Origin of the sequence: Streptococcus mitis (assembly GCF_003943905.1) — a bacterium.
GTDB classification, from domain to species: Bacteria; Bacillota; Bacilli; order Lactobacillales; family Streptococcaceae; genus Streptococcus; species Streptococcus mitis_BC.
Genome location: NZ_RJNS01000005.1, coordinates 122,708 through 141,245 on the forward strand (window position 1 = coordinate 122,708; position 18,538 = coordinate 141,245).

Below are 18,538 nucleotides of genomic sequence, written 5' to 3' on the forward strand. Positions count from 1 at the left end.
TCCTTTATTTCAGCTCTTGCAAACAGATTATTTCAATTCCTGCAACTTTTCCCAGACAACCTCGTAAACATCGGTCAGTTCTCCCAATCCCCTACGGAAAACATCCTTGTCCATGTGGTTGCCATCTGCGTCCCACAAGCGGCAATTATCTGGTGAAAATTCGTCTGCCAAGATGATCTTACCATCCTTGTCAAAACCGAACTCTAGCTTAAAGTCAATCAATTTGAGACCAATCTCAGCAAACCAAACTTTCAAAAGTTCATTGATACGACGGGTTTCTTCTTTCAAGTAAGCAATCTGCTGGTCATCTGCAATCTTTAGGAATTTCACATGCTCATCATTGATAAACGGATCATCCAAATCATCATTTTTATAGTAAAATTCGACAATCGGAGTCTCAAATGCGATGCCCTCATCAACGCCAAAACGTTTTGAAAAGGATCCAGCCGTGTAGTTGCGGAGCACAACTTCTAGAGGAATAATCTCAACCTTTTTATTGAGTTGTTCCGTATCCGAAAGTTTCTCCACAAAGTGAGTCGCCACACCAGCAGCATTTAACTTTTCAAAAATAAAAGATGAAATCTGATTATTCAAGACTCCCTTGCCTGCAATCTGCTCCTTCTTGACACCGTTGAAGGCAGTTGCCTGATCCTTGTAAGTTGAAATAATGAGATTTTCATCCTCAGTTGTATAGATATCCTTGGCTTTTCCCGAATAGATCAGTTGTTTTGACATTTTAAAGTTCGCCTTTCGTATTTCTTTACTTCATTCTACTACAAAATAACGAAAATAGCAAGAATTTGCGAACGACGGCGAAGATACCTCTTTTTAACATTAAGAAAAACTGTAAAATCAAAACATTTTACAGTTTTAAAAGTATAAAATCGCGTTAAAAACAAACATTATTCTCTGTTCAAAAATTGATCTAAGTAGTATCGCAGATAACTTTTCTTTCCTGTGATTAGTGTCAAACGTCCTTCTGAACCGTAGCGAAGCTCTTCTGCTTGTTCAGGAGCCAGACTTGTCTCCGCCTCTATTTTAAAGAAATTTCCCTTTTCAGTCTTGGTAGCTGTCGCATCAATATTCGTAATCGCAGAAACAAGAATAAGTTCTTTGTTGGCATCCTTGCTTGTAGTAAAGCGAACAGAATCACCTACTTTGAGCCTTGCAACATCTTTCGAACTGAGATAAGCTGTGAGTTTGGTTTTGCCTTCTCTTTCCAAGGCCGGATACAGTTGGGCTAGCAGGGTTCCTTCTGCGACCATGGTAGAATCACTGGTCTCAGGATTAAGGTGAAGCACCCCATCCTCGCTTGCTGTGATTTTCCCCTTATCTAGGAGACCTCCCTGGACTTTCTTACCCGATTCTGCTTCTAAAATTTTCTGATCTAGAAGGGTTAATTCCTGGCCAACTTTGACTAAGTGCTGGGACTTGAGCGATTCCAGCTGACTAGCCAGTCCCGTTGCATAGGCTTGTTGAGCTCCAGATCCCGCATACTGCACACGATAAGTAGCTAAACTAGACTCTAGCTGGCTAATTTGGGCATCCACCTGTGCAATAACTTGCGATTTAGCTTGCGGATCTTCTCCAGCTTGGTTTTTATAGGTCTGATAAAAAGAGTAGACTGGATTCTGACGATCTAATTGAGCCCCTGTTTCAATAGCCGACTTAGCTGTTTTGTAGTCTCGGATTTTATCCTCTGTTTGGCTGATAAGATTGCCAATCTCGGCCTGACTCTGACTTGCTGCCGCATTCTGTGAGGAGATGCTGGCATTTTGCTGAGAAACATTACTCCTCAGACTATTCGCTTGGCTGAGATAGTCTCGAAACATCTCCTGATAACCAAACTTATCTGCCTCTGGAAATTGATCACTCCCCTCTTTCAAACTGGATTGCAAATAACCCAACTGCTTTTTTTGATCCTTTAACATCTCCAACTGATTGGCATATGCTTCAGCTTGAACAGCCTCCGCCCCTTGCTGGTACTGAACGAGCAGATCTCCTTGCTTGACCAACTTGTTTTCTTCCAGATAATTGGCCACAATGCGTTGATTGCTAGTCGATTGGATATTGGCAATGATCCGACTAGGTTCGACAGTCGCTCTGGTAGACAAACTAATCTCCTTCTCTGCAAAAACTGCAAAGCCAAGTAAAAACACGAGCAGAAGAAACATGGGTACAATCACCCGACTGGAAAAATTATGGTAACGACGATGGTAAAACTCCGCACTTTCTAAAAATTCTGGTTGCATCTTCTCCTCTTTCTAGCTATTTACCAAATGGGCGTAAAATCCACCTCGAGCAAGCAAGTCTACATGGTTTCCTTCTTCGATAATCTTGCCCTGATCCAAAACAACAACCTTTTCTGTCCGCTCAGCAATGGTCAAGCGGTGGACAATGAAAATCAAGGTCTTGTCTAAAGCCATGAGATTATCAACAATTCGCTTCTCTGTCAAGATATCCAGACTGCTGGTCGCCTCATCCAATATCAAGACAGGTGCATCCGTCAAGAGAGCACGCGCCAGAGCGATTCGCTGCCGTTGCCCACCTGAAATACCTGCCCCATCCGAAGTCAATTCCGTCTGGTAATTCAGGGGCATACGCTCAATGTCCTCCCGAATCTCTGCCAATTCGACCGCCCGTAAGATATCCTCTTGAGTCGTCCCCTCCTTGGCTCCAAGGAGAAGATTCTCCATAATCGTCCCGTTAAAGACATAGGGCTGTTGAGGCAGATAGTTAATGTACTGGCGCAAAGCCTTTTTGTCAATCTGGTTGAGATTGACACCACCCAGACTAATCTCTCCCTGACTTGGGTCGTAAAAATTAACCATCATCTTGGCCAAGGTCGTTTTGCCTGACCCTGAAATCCCCACAAAAGCCACTTTAGAACCTTGCGGAATGGTCAAATTGATATCCGACAAAACATCTCGACCGTAGCCATACTTGTAGTGAACCTGATTGAAAGTCATATCTCCTTTCATCATACCCAAATCTTCGACCGTTTTCTTCTCCTCAAACTCCGAAGCTACTAGATAAACCTCATTTAAGCGATTATTGGCAACCTGCGCTGTCTGAAGTTTGGTTTGCAGGTTGATGATATTTTCCAAAGGATTGGTAAAGTAAACAAGCAGGGTATTATAAGTGATCAGCTGGCCCAAACTCATTTTCCCATCCATGACGAGAATAGCTCCCATCCAGAGAACAGCAATATTGAGCAGGAGCTGGGCAAGTTTTTTCAGAGCCTTTTGCTGGCTTTCTGCCCGACTATAGGTAAAAGATTTTTTCAGATAAGCCACAAATTCCTTGTCAATCTTTTGATAGCGTGAACTTTCACTGGTCAAAGACTTAATGGTCTCAATACCGTTGATGTCCTCGATGATAGAAGAAGACAGAACCGCATTGGCTTCCATGGTATCCCGATTCATCTTTTCAAAAGGTTTCATAAAGACAAAGATAATCACTGTATAGATGGGAAGCGCAAGTAGACTAATGAAAAAGAGTGTCATATTTTGTGAAAACAAGACAAGCGAAATAATCAAAATCGTCGACACATCCAAAAAGATCGATAGAATGGTCGACGCCAGCGCATCGATGATACTATTGGCATCTGTAAAACGAGACACGATTTCTCCTGTCCTGCGTGTCGCGAAAAAGGACATCGGCAGGTGAAAAACATGCTTGATATAAGACAAAATCACGTCAATCGACAAGCGTTGCCCAAGGATTAGTAGGAGGTATTCCTGCGCGTAGGACAAGATCTGCTGGAGAATATAGACGATGACCAGCCCAATAGAGATGATGCCCAGCGTTGAGCGCATCTGGTCTGGTACGTAACTATCAATGATGGACTGAAGATAGTAGGAACCCACGATATTGATCAAGGTTACCAAGAGTGTCGCTAGGACGATATTGGTAATTAAGCCACGCTGTTTGAATAAGATGGGCAAGAAGGATAGGAGCCCCTGTTTTTTCTCCTTATGAGGTTTATAGTCTGGAGATGGCGCCATAAAGAGACTGACCCCTGTCCACTCTTGCGCAAATCGCTCATGGGAAATCTTGGTCAGCTTGACACCAGGATCTGGATCAGCGATATGGATGGTCTTCTTATCCTGACCTGTCACCACATAGTAGTGGAGCAATTTCCCTTCCTTGAGCACATGGGCCACAAAAGGAAAGGTCAAATCTGGCAAGTCAAAGAGCGTCATATCCGCCTTGATAGCCCGTGTTTCAAAACTAAGTTCCTCTGCTACCTTTACAAGACCCAAAGCGGTCGTCCCATCCATGGTCGTCTTGGCCAACTCTCGTAGATGAGCCAAGGAGTAATAACTACCGTAGTAGCCAAAGACCATAGCCAAGGAAGCCACGCCACAATCCATCTGATCCACCTGGGGACGATAGTGTCTTTTTCCAAATTTCATATCCATCTCCTTTTTCTAATAATCTCTTAAAAAAACTTTGTAAGATTATTTTAACCAAACAAAGAAGAAATAAGGGAATTATTTCTGAAAAAACAATATCCACGCCTGAACAGCACTTTTAGTCAAAGAAAATAGGCAGAACAAGTGTCCTACCTACTAAAAATATAGTATAAAAGGAAATTGACTTTTTACTGTCACCCTGGGCAAGCTTGGAACAAATAAATCATTGATAGTAACATTTACGACATCCTATTTATTACTACAATTTCTAATGTCCCTACTATTTCTAAGCCACCTCTGGTATTATCTATTCCTAGTCAGAATAGATAACACCATTCTAAATTACGATTTTTTTAAACTCCAATGTGATGCATTCTTAAATCTTACCTTACCCATTTTTAGCGCAGAATAATAAGTCATTCTTAACCTCTCACTCTACTTGCTTTTTATTAACCTTATATCCTAGATAAAAAATCCCAAATAAAACAGGGTAAATTTCTGGGTAAAACAAGGTATTGATCGGATTTTTCAAAATCAAATACGTTGCGATATAGATAATGAGCGATACGATAAAATACCCCTCAGCAAATCCTAATAAGAATTTTTTCATGGTAGACTCCTATTTACCTGACAAGAGTGCTCGAGTTGTTAAAATAGCTCCACCTGTATATACAAAACCTTTTACAAAACCGACTGCCACAGGGATAAGAAGGGGAAAGGCTCCCCCTTGAATTTCCTGCAAGTCCGTATCAGTCATTGTTTCAAATTTTAAAATAGATTTTTCCATATCATCTCCTCCTTCTATTACCATCTACTCGTCACATAATTATAACCTGCAATTCCTGCTGCAGTAATTCCACCAGCAATTTTAGCTGCTGTCACAGGATTAGCAATCATCCAAGCTACAATTGGCCATGCTCCCCCATCCACATCCATCAACTCTTCTTCTGTAAGAGTTACAAAGTTCTGTTCCATTTTGTCAAAATTTTTCATCTTTTTCTCCTTTATTTCTATTTTTTACTTTACGACTTCTAGCTCTTAAACCATTTTAAAAACTAGATTGGATAAATTACTGAAATCTTTTTCCTTTCTGTTCTCATCACTTATCTATTCGAGAAGTGATTTAAAATGAACAGGTAAATTTCATTTATTTTAAATACCATTTGATAAACCATGGCAATAAGATTGGTAAATACATCGCGTAGTCTCCTTCCTTTTCCTCTTACCTATCTATTCGAAAAACAATTCGAAAATGAACAACTGTTTCATTTTTATTTTAAAAACCACTTGATTAACCATGGATACAAGATTGGCATGTACATAAACATTCCTCCTTTTTCTTTCTCATCTCTTTATTCGTAATTTTTACTAAAAGTTTCTCTTTTTTCTGCAAACAAAAAAACAACATGACTTGCATGTTGATTTTGGTTATATCTTACCTTTAATAATCGCTACCACATCTGCCACACTTTGAAGTTGGTCAATTTCCTCATCACTGATTTCGATACCAAATTCATCTTCTAGCGTCAAGACGAACTCCATCAAGTCCACTGAGTCTGCATCTAGATCGTCTTTCAAACTCAAGGCCTCTGTTACGACAAAGTCTTCTCCCTGTCGCTCTTGGATAATGGTTACAATACGGTCAAAAATTTCTTTTTCTGTCATCTTTTTATTCTCCTGAAAATTCACGCGCAGTTTGGGCAACTACGTCTGTTTCTAGCATGGTACGAATCTGACGAATCGTACTGTACACAGCCTTGGCATCACTTGAGCCATGGGTCTTAACAACAGGTGCTTTGACACCAAACAAGACTGCTCCTCCAACATCTGAATAGTTGAGCTGTTTTTTCAAACCTTTCAAACTATCCTTAAGGAGAAGAGCACCTAGCTTCGCTCGAAGGCCACCACCTGTAATGGCGTTTTTGAGCAAGCCCATGATCCCCATGGCTGTCCCTTCAATGGACTTGAGCACAGCGTTTCCCGTGAAACCATCTGTTACGACAACATCCGCAACGCCATTCATCAGATCACGCGCTTCCACGTTTCCGACAAAGTTCAAACTTTCATCAGCTACTAGCAAGTCGTATGTTTCCTTACGAAGCGGATCTCCCTTGCTGCTTTCTGTTCCGTTGTTGAGCAAACCAACACGTGGTTTCGAAATCCCACGAACATTTTTAGCATAAAAGGAGCCTAGAACAGCGTATTGGTGGAGGTGCTGGGCTGTGTTTTCTGCATTGGCACCGAGATCGAGCATGTCAAACCCTTTGCCATCGATAGTCGGCAAGGTAGACATGAGTCCTGGACGATCGATATTCTTGATACGACCCACAATGAAGAATCCTGCAGCCAACAAGGCACCTGTGTTCCCAGCTGAGAGGACAGCGTCTGCTTCTCCCTCCTTGACTGCCTTGGCTGCTAATACCATGCTGGCATTTTTCTTCTTACGGATAGCTTTTGTCGGCTCATCGTCTGAGTTAATTTTCTCATCCGTATGGATAATGCTGACACGCTCTGTCGCTGTTAGATATTGCTTGATTTTGCTTTCATCTCCGTAAAGTTGAATCTCAATATCTGAAAAGTCAGCTAGGGCTTGATTGACCCCCTCAACGATGGCCTGAGGTGCGTAATCGCCCCCCATGGCATCTACTGCGATTTTTTTCATTTGTCTTCCTCTTTTAGTAATTGTCCCCAGTCGGGTAGGGAATCAATAAATTTCTTTGATTTTAGGTGAATCCCTACGTATTCTTCGTAGAGTTGATCCATAAATTGGCGTAACTCTTGCTTGATTTCAGGCTTGAGCGAAATAGTCTCCAAGGTCTCAAAATCAATGGCTTGAAATTGATTGAGTAGATAAGGGATGTTGGGATTCAGATGGCAACGTTTCTCGTCCTCATGATAATGATCTGGACAGAGGCAGGCTCCATATTTAAAAGAAAAGTCAAAGGCCTGACCAACCCGATGGCAAAAGACACACTCATTAAAATTGAGACTGATTCCAAATCGGGTCAAGATTTGAATTTCAAAAATATTGGTCAAAACTTGATAATCTAAGCCCTCTTCCATCAACTCCAGAGTTTTTCTCAAGAAAGCAAACAAGGGAGCATCCTGCTGATTATCCTGCAAACTAACATCTGCAAGAGCTGCAACATAGGTCGCATAAGCCATGACAAAGAGGTCACTATTGATCTTGGGAAAGGTCATCACCTCGTGATAGTCCTCAATGTAACTGAGTCCGTCATCATTGATTCGCAGGAGAAAACGAGCTAGTACCAAGGGCTGAATAACCGGAGCTAATTTAGACTGACTCGCGTGTTTGACGAAAAACATGCGCTTGCCAGCCTGCTCGGTGAAGATCTTGACCAGCTTATCATCCTCACGAAAGTTACGATTGTAGAGTACGAGACCTTGACTCGTGATAGACTGAATCATGCTTCTCTCATGTACTCCTCAAGTCGTTTCATAGCCTCTCTGATCGTTTCCATGCTGGCTGCATAAGACAGACGAACATAGCCTTCTCCGTAACGCCCAAAGGCAGCACCAGGGATAAAAGCAACAGCCTTCTTCTGAGCAAAATCCTTGAGAAAGGCAAAGGAGTCTTGATTGTAACCAGCTGGAATTTTAGCAAAGATATAGAAGGCCCCGTCTGGTTTGATAATTTCAAAACCAAGAGCAGTCATCTTCTCGATAATATAATCTCGACGCTGGATGTATTCCTTCTTCATGGGCTCAGCATCGTTTTTACCAGAGGTCAAGGCTTCTACTGCAGCATGTTGAGCCATGGTGTTGGCGGCAGTAACCAAATATTGGTGACTCTTGATTAACTGAGCTGTGAAAACTGCAGGAGCAAAGATAAATCCTAAACGCCAACCTGTCATGGCATGAGACTTAGATAAGCCATTGATGATAATAGCCTGATCTCTCAACATAGTTCCCAGAGATACATGGACTTCGCCTGTGTAGGTCAATTCTGAGTAAACCTCATCACAGACAACGAAAATCTCATACTTGCGTAAAACGTCTGCCAAAGCTTCCAACTGCTCTCGACTATAGGTAATTCCTGTCGGATTGGCTGGATAGTTGAGAATGACTGCTTTGAGCTTGTCCCCTTGCTCCAAAATAGCCTTTTCCAACATTTCAGGAGTCAAGATAAAACCATTTTCAGTTGTATCAATCTCGACAATCTCTGCCCCAACTAGATTGACAATCGGCTCATATCCTGGATAGGCAGGAGCGGGCAAGAGTACCTTGTCTCCCTCTTCCAAAATAGCCGTCAAAGTAGCAGATAAAGCCTCTGTCGCCCCAATTGTAACTAAGATTTCATTTTCAGGAGCATAATCCAGTTGGTATTTTTCTTTAACAAAGTCACTAGCTGCCTGACGTAGAGTCAGTAGACCACTCATCCCTGTATAGTAGGATTGGTTCTGGTCAATGGCTCGCTTGGCTGCCTTCTTGACATGATCTGGCGTTGTAAAATCAGGTTCCCCCAAGGTCAAACGCAAGACCCCAGGAATCTCTGAAATAGCCTGGTCAAACTGACGAATCAAGGACACTTGAATCTTGTCTAATTGTTTATTAAAGCGCTTGGTTAAGTCCATAGATACCTCCTACTTTCAAAACGTATTTCTATTATACTACAAAAGCTCCCTGACCGCAAAATCCACCTAAAACCTGCATTTTTTACTTTCTATTTTACTTTTCTTCTCGACAGGACTATAATAATAAGTGCTTATTTTCGGAGGTTTATATGTCATTTTTATCAAAAAATGGGGCAGGAATCTTAGCCTGCCTTGTCATTTCTATCGTGTCTTGGTACCTAGGAGGATTCTTTCCTGTCATCGGAGCACCTGTCTTTGCTATCTTTATAGGGATGCTCCTTCACCCTTTTATATCACCCCACAAACAACTGGATGCTGGCTTGACCTTTAGTTCCAAGAAATTGCTCCAATATGCCGTTATTTTGCTCGGTTTTGGTCTCAATATCTCGCAAGTTTTCGCAGTCGGACAATCTTCACTCCCTGTCATCCTGTCCACCATCTCAATAGCCTTGATTGTTGCCTACCTCTTCCAGCACTTCTTTGCTCTGGACACAAAACTGGCTACCTTAATTGGAGTAGGTTCTTCTATATGTGGAGGGTCTGCCATTGCGGCAACAGCGCCTGTTATTCACGCCAAGGAAAAAGAAGTAGCCCAAGCCATTTCCGTTATCTTTTTCTTCAATGTCTTAGCGGCACTCATCTTTCCGACCTTGGGAACCTGGCTTCACTTATCAAGTGAAGGCTTCGCCCTCTTTGCAGGAACTGCGGTCAATGATACTTCCTCTGTAACGGCCACTGCCAGCTCCTGGGACAGTCTCTACCAGACCAATACCCTTGAGTCAGCAACCATTGTTAAACTGACGCGCACCTTAGCCATCATTCCCATCACTCTCTTTCTCTCCTACTGGCAAAGTCGCCAGCAAAAAAATAGCCAAGATTTCCAACTAAAAAAAGTCTTCCCACTTTTCATCCTTTACTTTATCTTAGCTTCTCTCTTAACGACCCTTCTTACCTCTCTTGGTGTGTCTAGCAGCTTCTTCACCCCTCTCAAACAACTATCCAAATTCCTCATTATCATGGCCATGGGTGCCATCGGTCTCAAAACCAATCTTATCGCTATGATCAAATCCAGTGGCAAGTCCATTCTTCTTGGAGCCCTTTGCTGGATTGCCATCATCCTTACCAGTCTAGGTATGCAAGCATTGATTGGTACTTTATAACACAAAAGGTAGCCCATGGCTACCTTTTTATTGTTCAAGAATTAAACGAGTATGTTCTCTTTTAATACAGCGATTCATGACGATGTTGTCGCATCCTCCAGCACGCAAGATTTCTTCCGCTTCTAAACTTTCAAGTCCCAGCTGCGCCCAAAAAATCTTGGCATCAGCCTTGAGAAAATCACGCGCCACATCTGGTAAAAACTCGCTACGTCGGTATACATTGACAATATCCACAGGAAAAGGAATCTCAGCTAGACTCGCATAAGCCTTTTCTCCCAAGATTTCCCCACCTGCAAGCTTGGGATTAACTGGAATGATTTTATAGCCTCTAGCCTGCATTTCCTTAGTCACTCGATTGCTAGTTGTTTCTTCACGGTCAGACAAACCCACTACCGCTAACGTTTTACTGGTCGCCAGATACTGACGGACAACACCATCACTTGGATTGATAAATTCTTGGTTCATAGAAATTCTCCTTTTTCATCAGTATAGCATATTATGAAAGGGTTTGCAGATTTTGACTACAAAAATCTCCCAGCAAGAAAAGAAACCTGCTAGGAGAACTATCTATTTTAAGTGAAGGATTAAATCTTTTTCTCAATACAAAATAGAGGAGAAAGAGGGCGTTTTTCGTGGATGCGAACGATGGCATCTCCTAAGAGGTGGGCAATCGAGATCTGTTCAATCTTATCAATCAAACGCTCTTCTGGTAGGTAGATGGTATCCAAAACAACCAATTTTTTAATAGCTGATTTTTGGATATTGTCCATAGCTGGCCCCGAAAGAACTGGGTGCGTACAACTTGCGTAAACTTCAACGGCACCTGCTTCAGCAAGAGCATCCGCCGCATGGCAAATAGTTCCAGCTGTATCAATCATATCGTCAATCAAGATACAAGTCTTGCCTTCTACCTTACCGATAATATTCATCACTTCACTGGTATTCATCTTGTCTACACTACGGCGTTTGTCAATAATCGCAATCGGAGTTTTCAAAAACTCTGCCAATTTACGAGCACGAGTCACCCCACCATGGTCTGGACTGACAACCACATAGTCAGAACCAACCATGCCACGACGCTCAAAATAATCCGCAATCAAAGGAGCACCCATCAAGTGATCTACGGGAATATCAAAGAATCCCTGAATCTGTGCAGCGTGCAAATCAATCGTCAACAAACGATCTACCCCAGCAACTTCTAGCATGTTTGCAACGAGTTTTGCAGTGATTGGCTCACGCGCGCGCGCTTTTCTATCCTGACGTGCATAGCCATAGTAAGGCATAACAACATTGACAGATTCTGCACTAGCACGCTTCAATGCATCTACCATGATCAAAATTTCAAGTAGATTATCATTTACAGGTGAACTCGTTGATTGTAGGATAAAGACGTGTTTTCCACGGATTGATTCTTCGATGTTGACCTGAATCTCCCCATCTGAAAATTGACGAACAGTCGATTTCCCTAACTCTATCCCAATCTCTTGCGCCACACGCTCTGCCAATTCTCTATTTGAAGAAAGGGCAAACAGCTTTAAATCAGAAAAAGACATGATTTCCTCCGGTATTTATGTATCACTTGTTTTGTCACAACATTTTCCATCTACCATTGTAGCGCTTTTTCCTTTATTTTTCAATCAAAAATAAAACAAGAGCAAACATTTATACCCTTGTTTTATATTATTTTATATTAGCTATATTAAAACTAAAAATCCTACATTTTAACAATCGTTTTTATGCTAGGATGAGATTTTTTCGAGACAAAGTTAGTATACTTCTCTCATACTTCCTGTATCCACATCATAGACAGCACCTGAAATAACCACATCATCAGGAATCAGTGGAGATTCTCGAAGCAACTGCATATCCTCTCTCACACTCTCTTCAACATCCTGAAATGGTAAAAAATCTTGATCAGACACATCAACCCCGAGCTCGTTTTTCAAATGTTCATGAAAACTTTCATTTTGAAAGGTTTGAGCTCCACAGTCTGTATGGTGAAGCACCACGATTTCTCTTGTCCCCATTTGTTGCTGGGAGATCACCAGTGAACGAATCATGTCTTCTGTCACTCGACCACCTGCATTCCGCAAGATATGAGCATCTCCAAGTGCCAAACCTAAAGCTTGTGCGACGTGTAGCCGTGAGTCCATGCAGGTCACGATAGCTACTCTAGTTTTTGGCTTAAGTGGCAGATTTAATTTCCCATGAAGGGCAACATAAGCCTGATTTGCTTTCATAAACTGTTCAAAATACGACACGATTCCCTCCTCAAAAATTTGACAATCAAATATTTCTCCTATCTTATCATTTTTAAGAGGATTTGTCACGGATTATGCAAAGACCTTTTTCAAAACTTCCTGAATGGTCGTCACTCCGATTACCTGGATTTCCTTAGGTGGAGTAATGCCTGTCAAGGAATTTTTGGGTACATAAATCTTAGTAAAGCCTAGTTTAGCAGCTTCATTGATGCGCTGCTCGATACGATTCACACGCCGAATCTCTCCAGTCAAGCCTAACTCTCCTACAAAGCATTCTTGAGGATTGGTTGGCTTGTTCTTGTAACTAGAGGCAATAGCCACTGCAACGGCTAAATCAATAGCAGGCTCATCTAATTTGACACCACCAGCAGATTTGAGATAGGCATCCTGATTTTGCAAAAGAAGCCCTGCACGTTTTTCCAAAACAGCCATAATCAAACTCGCACGATTGAAATCAAGCCCTGTCGTTGTGCGCTTGGCATTCCCAAACATGGTCGGCGTCACCAAGGCTTGAACTTCCGCCAAAATCGGACGCGTCCCTTCCATGGTTACCACGATTGACGAGCCAGTCGCCCCGTCCAAACGCTCTTCTAGGAAAACTTGACTAGGATTGAGCACCTCAACCAATCCACCTGACTGCATCTCAAAGATGCCAATCTCATTAGTAGAACCAAAACGGTTTTTGACTGCCCTCAAAATACGAAAGGTATGGTGGCGCTCCCCTTCAAAGTAAAGCACCGTATCTACCATATGCTCCAACATACGCGGACCCGCCAAGGTTCCTTCCTTGGTCACATGGCCTACGATAAAAATGGCAATATTATTGGTCTTGGCCAACTGCATGAGCTCAGCTGTCACCTCACGCACTTGAGACACAGACCCCTGTACCCCTGAAATCTCAGGAGACATAATGGTCTGAATAGAGTCGATAATGAGGAAGTCTGGCTGGATTCTCTCTACCTCTGCGCGAACACTCTGCATATTGGTCTCGGCATAGAGATAAAACTCGCTATCGATATCTCCCAAGCGCTCTGCTCGTAGCTTGATTTGCTGGGCAGACTCCTCCCCACTGACATAGAGAACCGTACCCACTTGAGACAACTGGGTTGAAACTTGTAATAGAAGGGTTGATTTCCCGATTCCAGGATCTCCCCCAATGAGGACGAGACTCCCTGGCACCACTCCGCCTCCAAGTACACGGTTAAATTCCTCCATCTCGGTCTTGGTTCGATTGACATTGATAGAAGTTACTTCAGCCAGTTTCATAGGCTTGGTTTTTTCACCTGTCAAGGACACACGCGCATTCTTGACCTCGACAACCTCAATCTCTTCTACAAAAGAAGACCAGGCCCCACAGTTGGGACAGCGCCCTAGATACTTAGGTGAATTATATTCACAATTTTGGCACACAAATGTCGCTTTTTTCTTTGCGATGATAAACCTCTTTCTAAATTTCTATCTCACATTCAATCACTTGGCAAAAATCAATCTTCTCGTCTGGTACAAATTGGCGCATGAGTATTCGATGAGCGACAACTACCACAGTCTGATAGTCTCGATACTTAGCCATAGATTCGAGAAAGCGAGCTCTCATCTCCTCAGCTGTCTCATATTGAATAGGACTATTAGGAAGCAACTCCCCCTTGTTTTCTAAAAACAGACATCTAGCTCTTTCAAAGCTTTCTATCCCGGTTTCATAGACTTGCCATTCATGCAATAAAGGCTCTACTCTTAAAGGAAGACCTGTAGCACCAGTTACATAAGAAGCCGTTTCTAAAGCCCTTGTCACTGCTGAAGTTACTAGCAAATCAGCTGATTGTAGCAAGGGATTTTGGCAAAGTTCCTGAGCTTGTTGCCGTCCTTCCTTAGATAAAGGGGCTAAATCCATCCCAAAACCTGTATAAGAACGTTCCTCTAATTCATGATAATCTGGCTCCCCATGACGCACAAAGATAATCTTCATCCTAGTGCCCTGTTGATCCAAATCCACCAGTACGAACTCCGTCTGCCTCATCCCCATCTGCAATTAAAAATGGTGCAAAGACAGCCTGAACCACACGTTCCCCAACCTCAAGAACAACCTCTTGGTCTGTGATATTCTTCATCTGCGCAAAAATATGTCCCTCATTCCCGGGATTGCCATAATAATCCCCATCAATAACACCAACAGAGTTGATCAAGACTAGGCCCTTCTTACGAGGATTTGAAGAACGGTCATAGAGATAGAGGACCTCAGTCGGTTGCATATAAGCCTTAACCCCTGTTGGAACCAAGACAATCTCTCCCGAAGCAATGACAGTGCGTTCCGCCACCTTTAAATCATAACCTGCTGCATGCGCTGTCTCACGCTTAGGCAACAAATTTTCATCTGTAAAACTCGAAACCAATTCAAAACCACGAATTTTCATATTTTCTCTTTTCTATTATCATTTATTCTAGGCTATTTTATCTTATTTATTCGAAAAAAGCACGAAAAAAGAGCACACAATTCACACTCGCTTAGGGCTGCTGGATTCCTCCCCTGACCCGCTTCACGCAGAACTGTTGCTCCACTATTTATTATACCACATTCCTATTCTTTTTAAAAGCAAAATTATTTTTTCCGTCTATTTCTAAAAAAATTCTGCATAATAGCTGCACATTCATCTTCCAAAATTCCCGTTTCAACCTCTACACGATGATTGAGACGCTCATCTGTCAAGATATCATACAAACTCCCAGCAGCACCAAATTTCTGATTCTTAGCCCCGTAGACTACGTTTGGAATACGGGCAAGTCCAATAGCCCCACTACACATAACACACGGTTCTATAGTCACAAAAAGTGTACAATCCAGCAGACGCCAATTCTCTTCACTCACGTTCGCATTCTCTATGGCCATGATTTCTGCATGCATAACCGCCCGTTGCAACTCCTCGCGCGCATTATGCCCCCTACCAATAATTTCTCCATCCTTGACAATTACACATCCGATAGGAATTTCATCATGCTCTAAGGCAATTTCTGCCTCCTTCAAGGCTTCTCTCATGAAGCTTTCTTTTTCTTCAACTGTATAACTCATCAATTTTTCCTTTTCCTACTTGTCGATTCTATTATTATATCATGATTCCCAAGACAAAAAAAGTCACCCAATGGGGTGACTTAATAGGGAGATTATTATGAAAAAGAAAAGTTTAGGATATTTGTTACAACAAGTTAGGAGGTCTTCTTGTAACTGTCTATAGTATACCCGACCTATCTTAAACTAATCTTAAAAATTTCCTATGACCAAACACTTTCTAAAATATTAGTTTGTTCACGATCAGGACCTACTGAAAAAGTAGAAATACGAACACCAACCAACTCGCTAACACGACGAACATAGTTACGCGCATTTTCAGGAAGATTTTCCAAATTACGGACTCCAGTGATGTCTTCTGACCAACCTGGCAACTCTTCGTAGATAGGTTTGCAACGTTTCAACTGTTCAAGACTAGCTGGATAGTAGTCGATACGTTGTCCATCAAGATCATAGGCCACACAGATTTTCACTGTATCCAAACCACTCAAAACATCAATAGAGTTCAATGAAAGATTGGTAATACCAGATACACGACGACTATGGCGCATCACGACTGAGTCAAACCAACCTACACGACGTGGACGGCCAGTTGTTGTACCGTATTCATGACCTACTTCACGAATGCGATCTCCCACTTCATCAAACAATTCAGTTGGGAAAGGTCCGTCCCCTACACGGCTCGTATAGGCTTTACATACACCTACAACCTTGTCAATCTTACTTGGACCAACCCCAGAACCGATTGTCACACCACCAGCGACAGGATTTGATGAAGTAACAAATGGATAAGTACCTTGGTCAATGTCCAACATAACACCTTGCGCACCTTCAAAAAGCACACGTTTGCCATTATCAAGCGCATCGTTCAAGATAACGGACGTATCTGTCACATACTGCTTGATTTGTTGGCCATACTCATAGTACTCTTCAAAAATATCATCAATTGAAATAGGGGTACTGTCATACAATTTTTCAAACAGACGATTCTTTTCTGCAAGATTGCGTTCCAAGCGTTCACGGAAAATATCCTTATCCAAAAGATCAGCAATACGAATTCCAACACGAGCAGCCTTATCCATATAAGCTGGGCCAATACCCTTGATAGTAGTCCCGATTTTATTATCGCCCTTAGCTTCTTCTTGCAAACGGTCTAATTCAATATGATATGGCAAAATGACATGTGCACGATCAGAAATACGCAAGTTATCAGTTGTCACACCTTCCTCATGAAGATAGCTCAACTCTTTCACAAGAGATTTCGGGTTCACAACCATCCCATTCCCAATAACTGAAATTTTTTCAGGGAAGAAAATACCTGATGGAATCAAGTGCAACTTAAATTTCTTGCCATCAATCACAATGGTGTGACCAGCATTATCACCACCTTGGTAACGAGCAATCACCTCTGCATTAGCTGAAAGAAAATCTGTAATTTTCCCTTTACCTTCATCGCCCCATTGGGTACCTACAACAACAACTGAAGTCATAATCTTGTCTGAGCCGCTAGGCTCGTCCTTTCTCATATACATGGCAGGAATTTCACCCGCAATTATATCTTACAATTTATTATAAGAAAAAAACACTTTTTTATCAAGAAGAAACAGTAGAAAAGATTTGGAATTTCTGTAAATAACAAAATTCAAAACCTTAAAAATTAAACAAAATTCTACAAAATATAAAATCAATACAGATTATTGTTCGTGATAAATGATATATATTAACGTCACTAGTTTAGAGTAGCACCCTCTAGCAAGAATTTATCTAGATACAAGCGATAGGCCGTCTGAAAATGATATAAACAAAACTCTTTATCGCTTTTAATTCTAAATCTTATTAGGTAATAAAGTAAAAAACGAAAATGAAGTGATTCCCACTCAGCAGAACTCTGACATAAAGAAGCATATTCTTGTTCAACTAGTTTCAAAAAGACAAATGCTCGTTCATAAAATTTTTGAAGCATATAAAAAATCCCTTTCTTATTATTAACACTAGTCTAACAGAAAAACGAACTAAAAAAGCTTCAAATCCTATAAAAGAAGAATTTAAAGCTAAACTAACTAAAAATAAAATATAAAGGTAATTATAGATGCCAAAATTAAGTTTTGAATTTTGAGAAGTTTACTTCATTTATAAAATCATGACCACCCGTCAAACGGATGGTTTGCACCAGGGCTATAAGCCCAAATTACCAGCCAGCGCCTAAAGACGCTGGATAATTTCTTTAATCTTGAATATATTTCTTAATTGTGGCTTCATTAAGTCCCACTGTACTCACGTAGTAACCTTCTGCCCAAAAATGCCGGTTGCCAAACTTGTACTTGAGGTTGGCGTGTTTGTCAAACATCATGAGTGCACTTTTGCCTTTTAAATAACCCATGAAACTTGAAACACTTATCCTTGATGGAATATTTCTCCCAAACTACTTCGATATTAATTATAAATGATTTTTCGTCTATACTTAGGGGTGAACACAATGTGATATTTACACATCCACTTTGTGTGTGATAAACTATGTGCCTTTTGTGCCATATTTTTCTCCTTTCGCTTTACAATTGACTTGAATACCTTTATTGTATCGCGTTTGGAGTTTTTTTGGTATAACCTTCGACGCGCACCCGCATAGCAGGCGGTTTATTTGTCTCGCACCTGACGGAGCGAGACGGACTAATAGTCACATAATAAAAAAGAACACCAGTGGTGTTCTTTTTTATCTGACTCCGCCAGTAGGACTCGAACCTACGACATCATGATTAACAGTCATGCGCTACTACCAACTGAGCTATGGCGGATAAAAGCTAAGCGACTTCCATATCTCACAGGGGGCAACCCCCAACTACTTCCGGCGTTCTAGGGCTTAACTGCTGTGTTCGGCATGGGTACAGGTGTATCTCCTAGGCTATCGTCACTTAACTCTGAGTAATACCTACTCAAAATTGAATACCTATCAAATAATTAGAAAAACCATACGCTAAGTTTTCTCAGTTACTTTGGATAAGTCCTCGAGCTATTAGTATTAGTCCGCTACATGTGTCACCACACTTCC

The 18,538-nt window shown here is 41.6% G+C and carries 20 protein-coding genes, 1 tRNA gene, 1 rRNA gene, 1 other RNA gene and 1 pseudogene; 1 reads left to right on the plus strand and 23 read right to left on the minus strand.

The annotated features are described in order from the left end of the window. Window positions 1-27: 27 nt before the first annotated feature. From purC to D8854_RS08760, 10 genes are all read right to left on the minus strand, one after another. Window positions 28-735, minus strand: coding sequence for a phosphoribosylaminoimidazolesuccinocarboxamide synthase (gene purC / locus D8854_RS08715; RefSeq protein WP_125450540.1), 708 nt, complete (start codon window positions 733-735; stop codon window positions 28-30). A 167-nt stretch (window positions 736-902) separates the two neighbouring features. Then, the gene (gene comB / locus D8854_RS08720; RefSeq protein ID WP_125450541.1) at window positions 903-2,252 is read right to left on the minus strand and encodes a competence pheromone export protein ComB; all 1,350 of its coding nucleotides are present in this window, start codon (window positions 2,250-2,252) and stop codon (window positions 903-905) included. A gap of 12 nt (window positions 2,253-2,264) precedes the next feature. After that, entirely contained in the window at window positions 2,265-4,418 is a 2,154-nt protein-coding gene (gene comA / locus D8854_RS08725; RefSeq protein WP_125450542.1) for a peptide cleavage/export ABC transporter ComA, read from the minus strand. A gap of 430 nt (window positions 4,419-4,848) precedes the next feature. Next, window positions 4,849-5,028: a hypothetical protein gene (locus D8854_RS08730; protein WP_125450543.1), complete on the minus strand. Its 180-nt coding sequence runs from the start codon at window positions 5,026-5,028 to the stop codon at window positions 4,849-4,851. A gap of 9 nt (window positions 5,029-5,037) precedes the next feature. After that, window positions 5,038-5,205, minus strand: coding sequence for a bacteriocin (locus D8854_RS08735; protein ID WP_084868626.1), 168 nt, complete (start codon window positions 5,203-5,205; stop codon window positions 5,038-5,040). Window positions 5,206-5,222: 17 nt separating this feature from the next. Then, window positions 5,223-5,411: a class IIb bacteriocin, lactobin A/cerein 7B family gene (locus D8854_RS08740; protein ID WP_125450544.1), complete on the minus strand. Its 189-nt coding sequence runs from the start codon at window positions 5,409-5,411 to the stop codon at window positions 5,223-5,225. 435 nt (window positions 5,412-5,846) lie between these two features. Continuing rightward, a complete protein-coding gene (locus D8854_RS08745; RefSeq protein ID WP_125450545.1) occupies window positions 5,847-6,083 on the minus strand; it encodes an acyl carrier protein in 237 nt (78 codons plus the stop codon). A 4-nt stretch (window positions 6,084-6,087) separates the two neighbouring features. Then, window positions 6,088-7,080, minus strand: a complete 993-nt coding sequence (gene plsX / locus D8854_RS08750) for a phosphate acyltransferase PlsX (RefSeq protein ID WP_125450546.1) — start codon at window positions 7,078-7,080, stop codon at window positions 6,088-6,090. After that, window positions 7,077-7,847: a DNA repair protein RecO gene (gene recO, locus D8854_RS08755; protein ID WP_125450547.1), complete on the minus strand. Its 771-nt coding sequence runs from the start codon at window positions 7,845-7,847 to the stop codon at window positions 7,077-7,079. The genes plsX and recO overlap by 4 nt, the downstream gene beginning before the upstream one ends. After that, on the minus strand, window positions 7,844-9,013 hold the full coding sequence (locus D8854_RS08760; RefSeq protein ID WP_125450548.1) for a pyridoxal phosphate-dependent aminotransferase: 1,170 nt from the start codon (window positions 9,011-9,013) through the stop codon (window positions 7,844-7,846). The genes recO and D8854_RS08760 overlap by 4 nt, the downstream gene beginning before the upstream one ends. A 149-nt stretch (window positions 9,014-9,162) precedes the next feature. Between D8854_RS08760 and D8854_RS08765 the strand changes: the two genes are divergently transcribed. Further along, window positions 9,163-10,173, plus strand: a complete 1,011-nt coding sequence (locus D8854_RS08765) for a YeiH family protein (protein ID WP_125450549.1) — start codon at window positions 9,163-9,165, stop codon at window positions 10,171-10,173. 27 nt (window positions 10,174-10,200) lie between these two features. Here D8854_RS08765 and D8854_RS08770 read toward each other — a convergent pair whose 3' ends face one another. The 13 genes and pseudogenes from D8854_RS08770 to rrf all read right to left on the minus strand — a co-directional run bounded on the left by D8854_RS08770 (window position 10,201) and on the right by rrf (window position 18,405). Further along, the gene (locus D8854_RS08770) at window positions 10,201-10,638 is read right to left on the minus strand and encodes a CoA-binding protein (protein ID WP_125450550.1); all 438 of its coding nucleotides are present in this window, start codon (window positions 10,636-10,638) and stop codon (window positions 10,201-10,203) included. A gap of 119 nt (window positions 10,639-10,757) precedes the next feature. Further along, the gene (locus D8854_RS08775; RefSeq protein WP_000010177.1) at window positions 10,758-11,726 is read right to left on the minus strand and encodes a ribose-phosphate diphosphokinase; all 969 of its coding nucleotides are present in this window, start codon (window positions 11,724-11,726) and stop codon (window positions 10,758-10,760) included. 213 nt (window positions 11,727-11,939) lie between these two features. Further along, window positions 11,940-12,434, minus strand: a complete 495-nt coding sequence (locus D8854_RS08780; RefSeq protein WP_185756591.1) for a beta-class carbonic anhydrase — start codon at window positions 12,432-12,434, stop codon at window positions 11,940-11,942. Window positions 12,435-12,506: 72 nt separating this feature from the next. Then, a complete protein-coding gene (radA, locus tag D8854_RS08785; protein ID WP_260467074.1) occupies window positions 12,507-13,844 on the minus strand; it encodes a DNA repair protein RadA in 1,338 nt (445 codons plus the stop codon). 37 nt (window positions 13,845-13,881) lie between these two features. After that, window positions 13,882-14,448, minus strand: coding sequence for a histidine phosphatase family protein (locus D8854_RS08790; protein WP_185756592.1), 567 nt, complete (start codon window positions 14,446-14,448; stop codon window positions 13,882-13,884). Continuing rightward, window positions 14,399-14,842: a dUTP diphosphatase gene (locus tag D8854_RS08795; protein WP_125450554.1), complete on the minus strand. Its 444-nt coding sequence runs from the start codon at window positions 14,840-14,842 to the stop codon at window positions 14,399-14,401. The genes D8854_RS08790 and D8854_RS08795 overlap by 50 nt, the downstream gene beginning before the upstream one ends. Window positions 14,843-14,900: 58 nt before the next feature. Then, an RNA gene (gene ffs, locus D8854_RS08800) (signal recognition particle sRNA small type) lies at window positions 14,901-14,995 on the minus strand. Between the two features lie 32 nt (window positions 14,996-15,027). After that, window positions 15,028-15,495: a tRNA adenosine(34) deaminase TadA gene (gene tadA / locus D8854_RS08805; RefSeq protein WP_061454254.1), complete on the minus strand. Its 468-nt coding sequence runs from the start codon at window positions 15,493-15,495 to the stop codon at window positions 15,028-15,030. A 200-nt stretch (window positions 15,496-15,695) separates the two neighbouring features. Beyond that, window positions 15,696-16,982: an adenylosuccinate synthase gene (locus D8854_RS08810; RefSeq protein ID WP_125450558.1), complete on the minus strand. Its 1,287-nt coding sequence runs from the start codon at window positions 16,980-16,982 to the stop codon at window positions 15,696-15,698. Window positions 16,983-17,221: 239 nt separating this feature from the next. Next, window positions 17,222-17,455, minus strand: a complete 234-nt coding sequence (gene comW / locus D8854_RS09855; protein ID WP_084947553.1) for a sigma(X)-activator ComW — start codon at window positions 17,453-17,455, stop codon at window positions 17,222-17,224. A 264-nt stretch (window positions 17,456-17,719) separates the two neighbouring features. Further along, window positions 17,720-18,024: pseudogene (tnpA, locus tag D8854_RS08820) on the minus strand (IS200/IS605 family transposase); the annotation flags it as partial. A gap of 186 nt (window positions 18,025-18,210) precedes the next feature. Then, window positions 18,211-18,284, minus strand: a tRNA-Asn gene (locus tag D8854_RS08825). A 5-nt stretch (window positions 18,285-18,289) separates the two neighbouring features. Beyond that, a 5S ribosomal RNA gene (gene rrf / locus D8854_RS08830) occupies window positions 18,290-18,405 on the minus strand. Between the last annotated feature and the right edge of the window lie 133 nt (window positions 18,406-18,538).

What these genes read in the sequence shown, in the direction of transcription:
- purC (WP_125450540.1), bottom strand. Translation starts at nt 735, where the DNA reads ATGTCAAAACAACTGATCTATTCGGGAAAAGCCAAGGATATCTATACA.
- comB (WP_125450541.1), bottom strand. Translation starts at nt 2,252, where the DNA reads ATGCAACCAGAATTTTTAGAAAGTGCGGAGTTTTACCATCGTCGTTAC.
- comA (WP_125450542.1), bottom strand. Translation starts at nt 4,418, where the DNA reads ATGAAATTTGGAAAAAGACACTATCGTCCCCAGGTGGATCAGATGGAT.
- D8854_RS08730 (WP_125450543.1), bottom strand. Translation starts at nt 5,028, where the DNA reads ATGAAAAAATTCTTATTAGGATTTGCTGAGGGGTATTTTATCGTATCG.
- D8854_RS08735 (WP_084868626.1), bottom strand. Translation starts at nt 5,205, where the DNA reads ATGGAAAAATCTATTTTAAAATTTGAAACAATGACTGATACGGACTTG.
- D8854_RS08740 (WP_125450544.1), bottom strand. Translation starts at nt 5,411, where the DNA reads ATGAAAAATTTTGACAAAATGGAACAGAACTTTGTAACTCTTACAGAA.
- D8854_RS08745 (WP_125450545.1), bottom strand. Translation starts at nt 6,083, where the DNA reads ATGACAGAAAAAGAAATTTTTGACCGTATTGTAACCATTATCCAAGAG.
- plsX (WP_125450546.1), bottom strand. Translation starts at nt 7,080, where the DNA reads ATGAAAAAAATCGCAGTAGATGCCATGGGGGGCGATTACGCACCTCAG.
- recO (WP_125450547.1), bottom strand. Translation starts at nt 7,847, where the DNA reads ATGATTCAGTCTATCACGAGTCAAGGTCTCGTACTCTACAATCGTAAC.
- D8854_RS08760 (WP_125450548.1), bottom strand. Translation starts at nt 9,013, where the DNA reads ATGGACTTAACCAAGCGCTTTAATAAACAATTAGACAAGATTCAAGTG.
- D8854_RS08765 (WP_125450549.1), top strand. Translation starts at nt 9,163, where the DNA reads ATGTCATTTTTATCAAAAAATGGGGCAGGAATCTTAGCCTGCCTTGTC.
- D8854_RS08770 (WP_125450550.1), bottom strand. Translation starts at nt 10,638, where the DNA reads ATGAACCAAGAATTTATCAATCCAAGTGATGGTGTTGTCCGTCAGTAT.
- D8854_RS08775 (WP_000010177.1), bottom strand. Translation starts at nt 11,726, where the DNA reads ATGTCTTTTTCTGATTTAAAGCTGTTTGCCCTTTCTTCAAATAGAGAA.
- D8854_RS08790 (WP_185756592.1), bottom strand. Translation starts at nt 14,448, where the DNA reads ATGAGGCAGACGGAGTTCGTACTGGTGGATTTGGATCAACAGGGCACT.
- D8854_RS08795 (WP_125450554.1), bottom strand. Translation starts at nt 14,842, where the DNA reads ATGAAAATTCGTGGTTTTGAATTGGTTTCGAGTTTTACAGATGAAAAT.
- tadA (WP_061454254.1), bottom strand. Translation starts at nt 15,495, where the DNA reads ATGAGTTATACAGTTGAAGAAAAAGAAAGCTTCATGAGAGAAGCCTTG.
- D8854_RS08810 (WP_125450558.1), bottom strand. Translation starts at nt 16,982, where the DNA reads ATGACTTCAGTTGTTGTTGTAGGTACCCAATGGGGCGATGAAGGTAAA.
- comW (WP_084947553.1), bottom strand. Translation starts at nt 17,455, where the DNA reads ATGCTTCAAAAATTTTATGAACGAGCATTTGTCTTTTTGAAACTAGTT.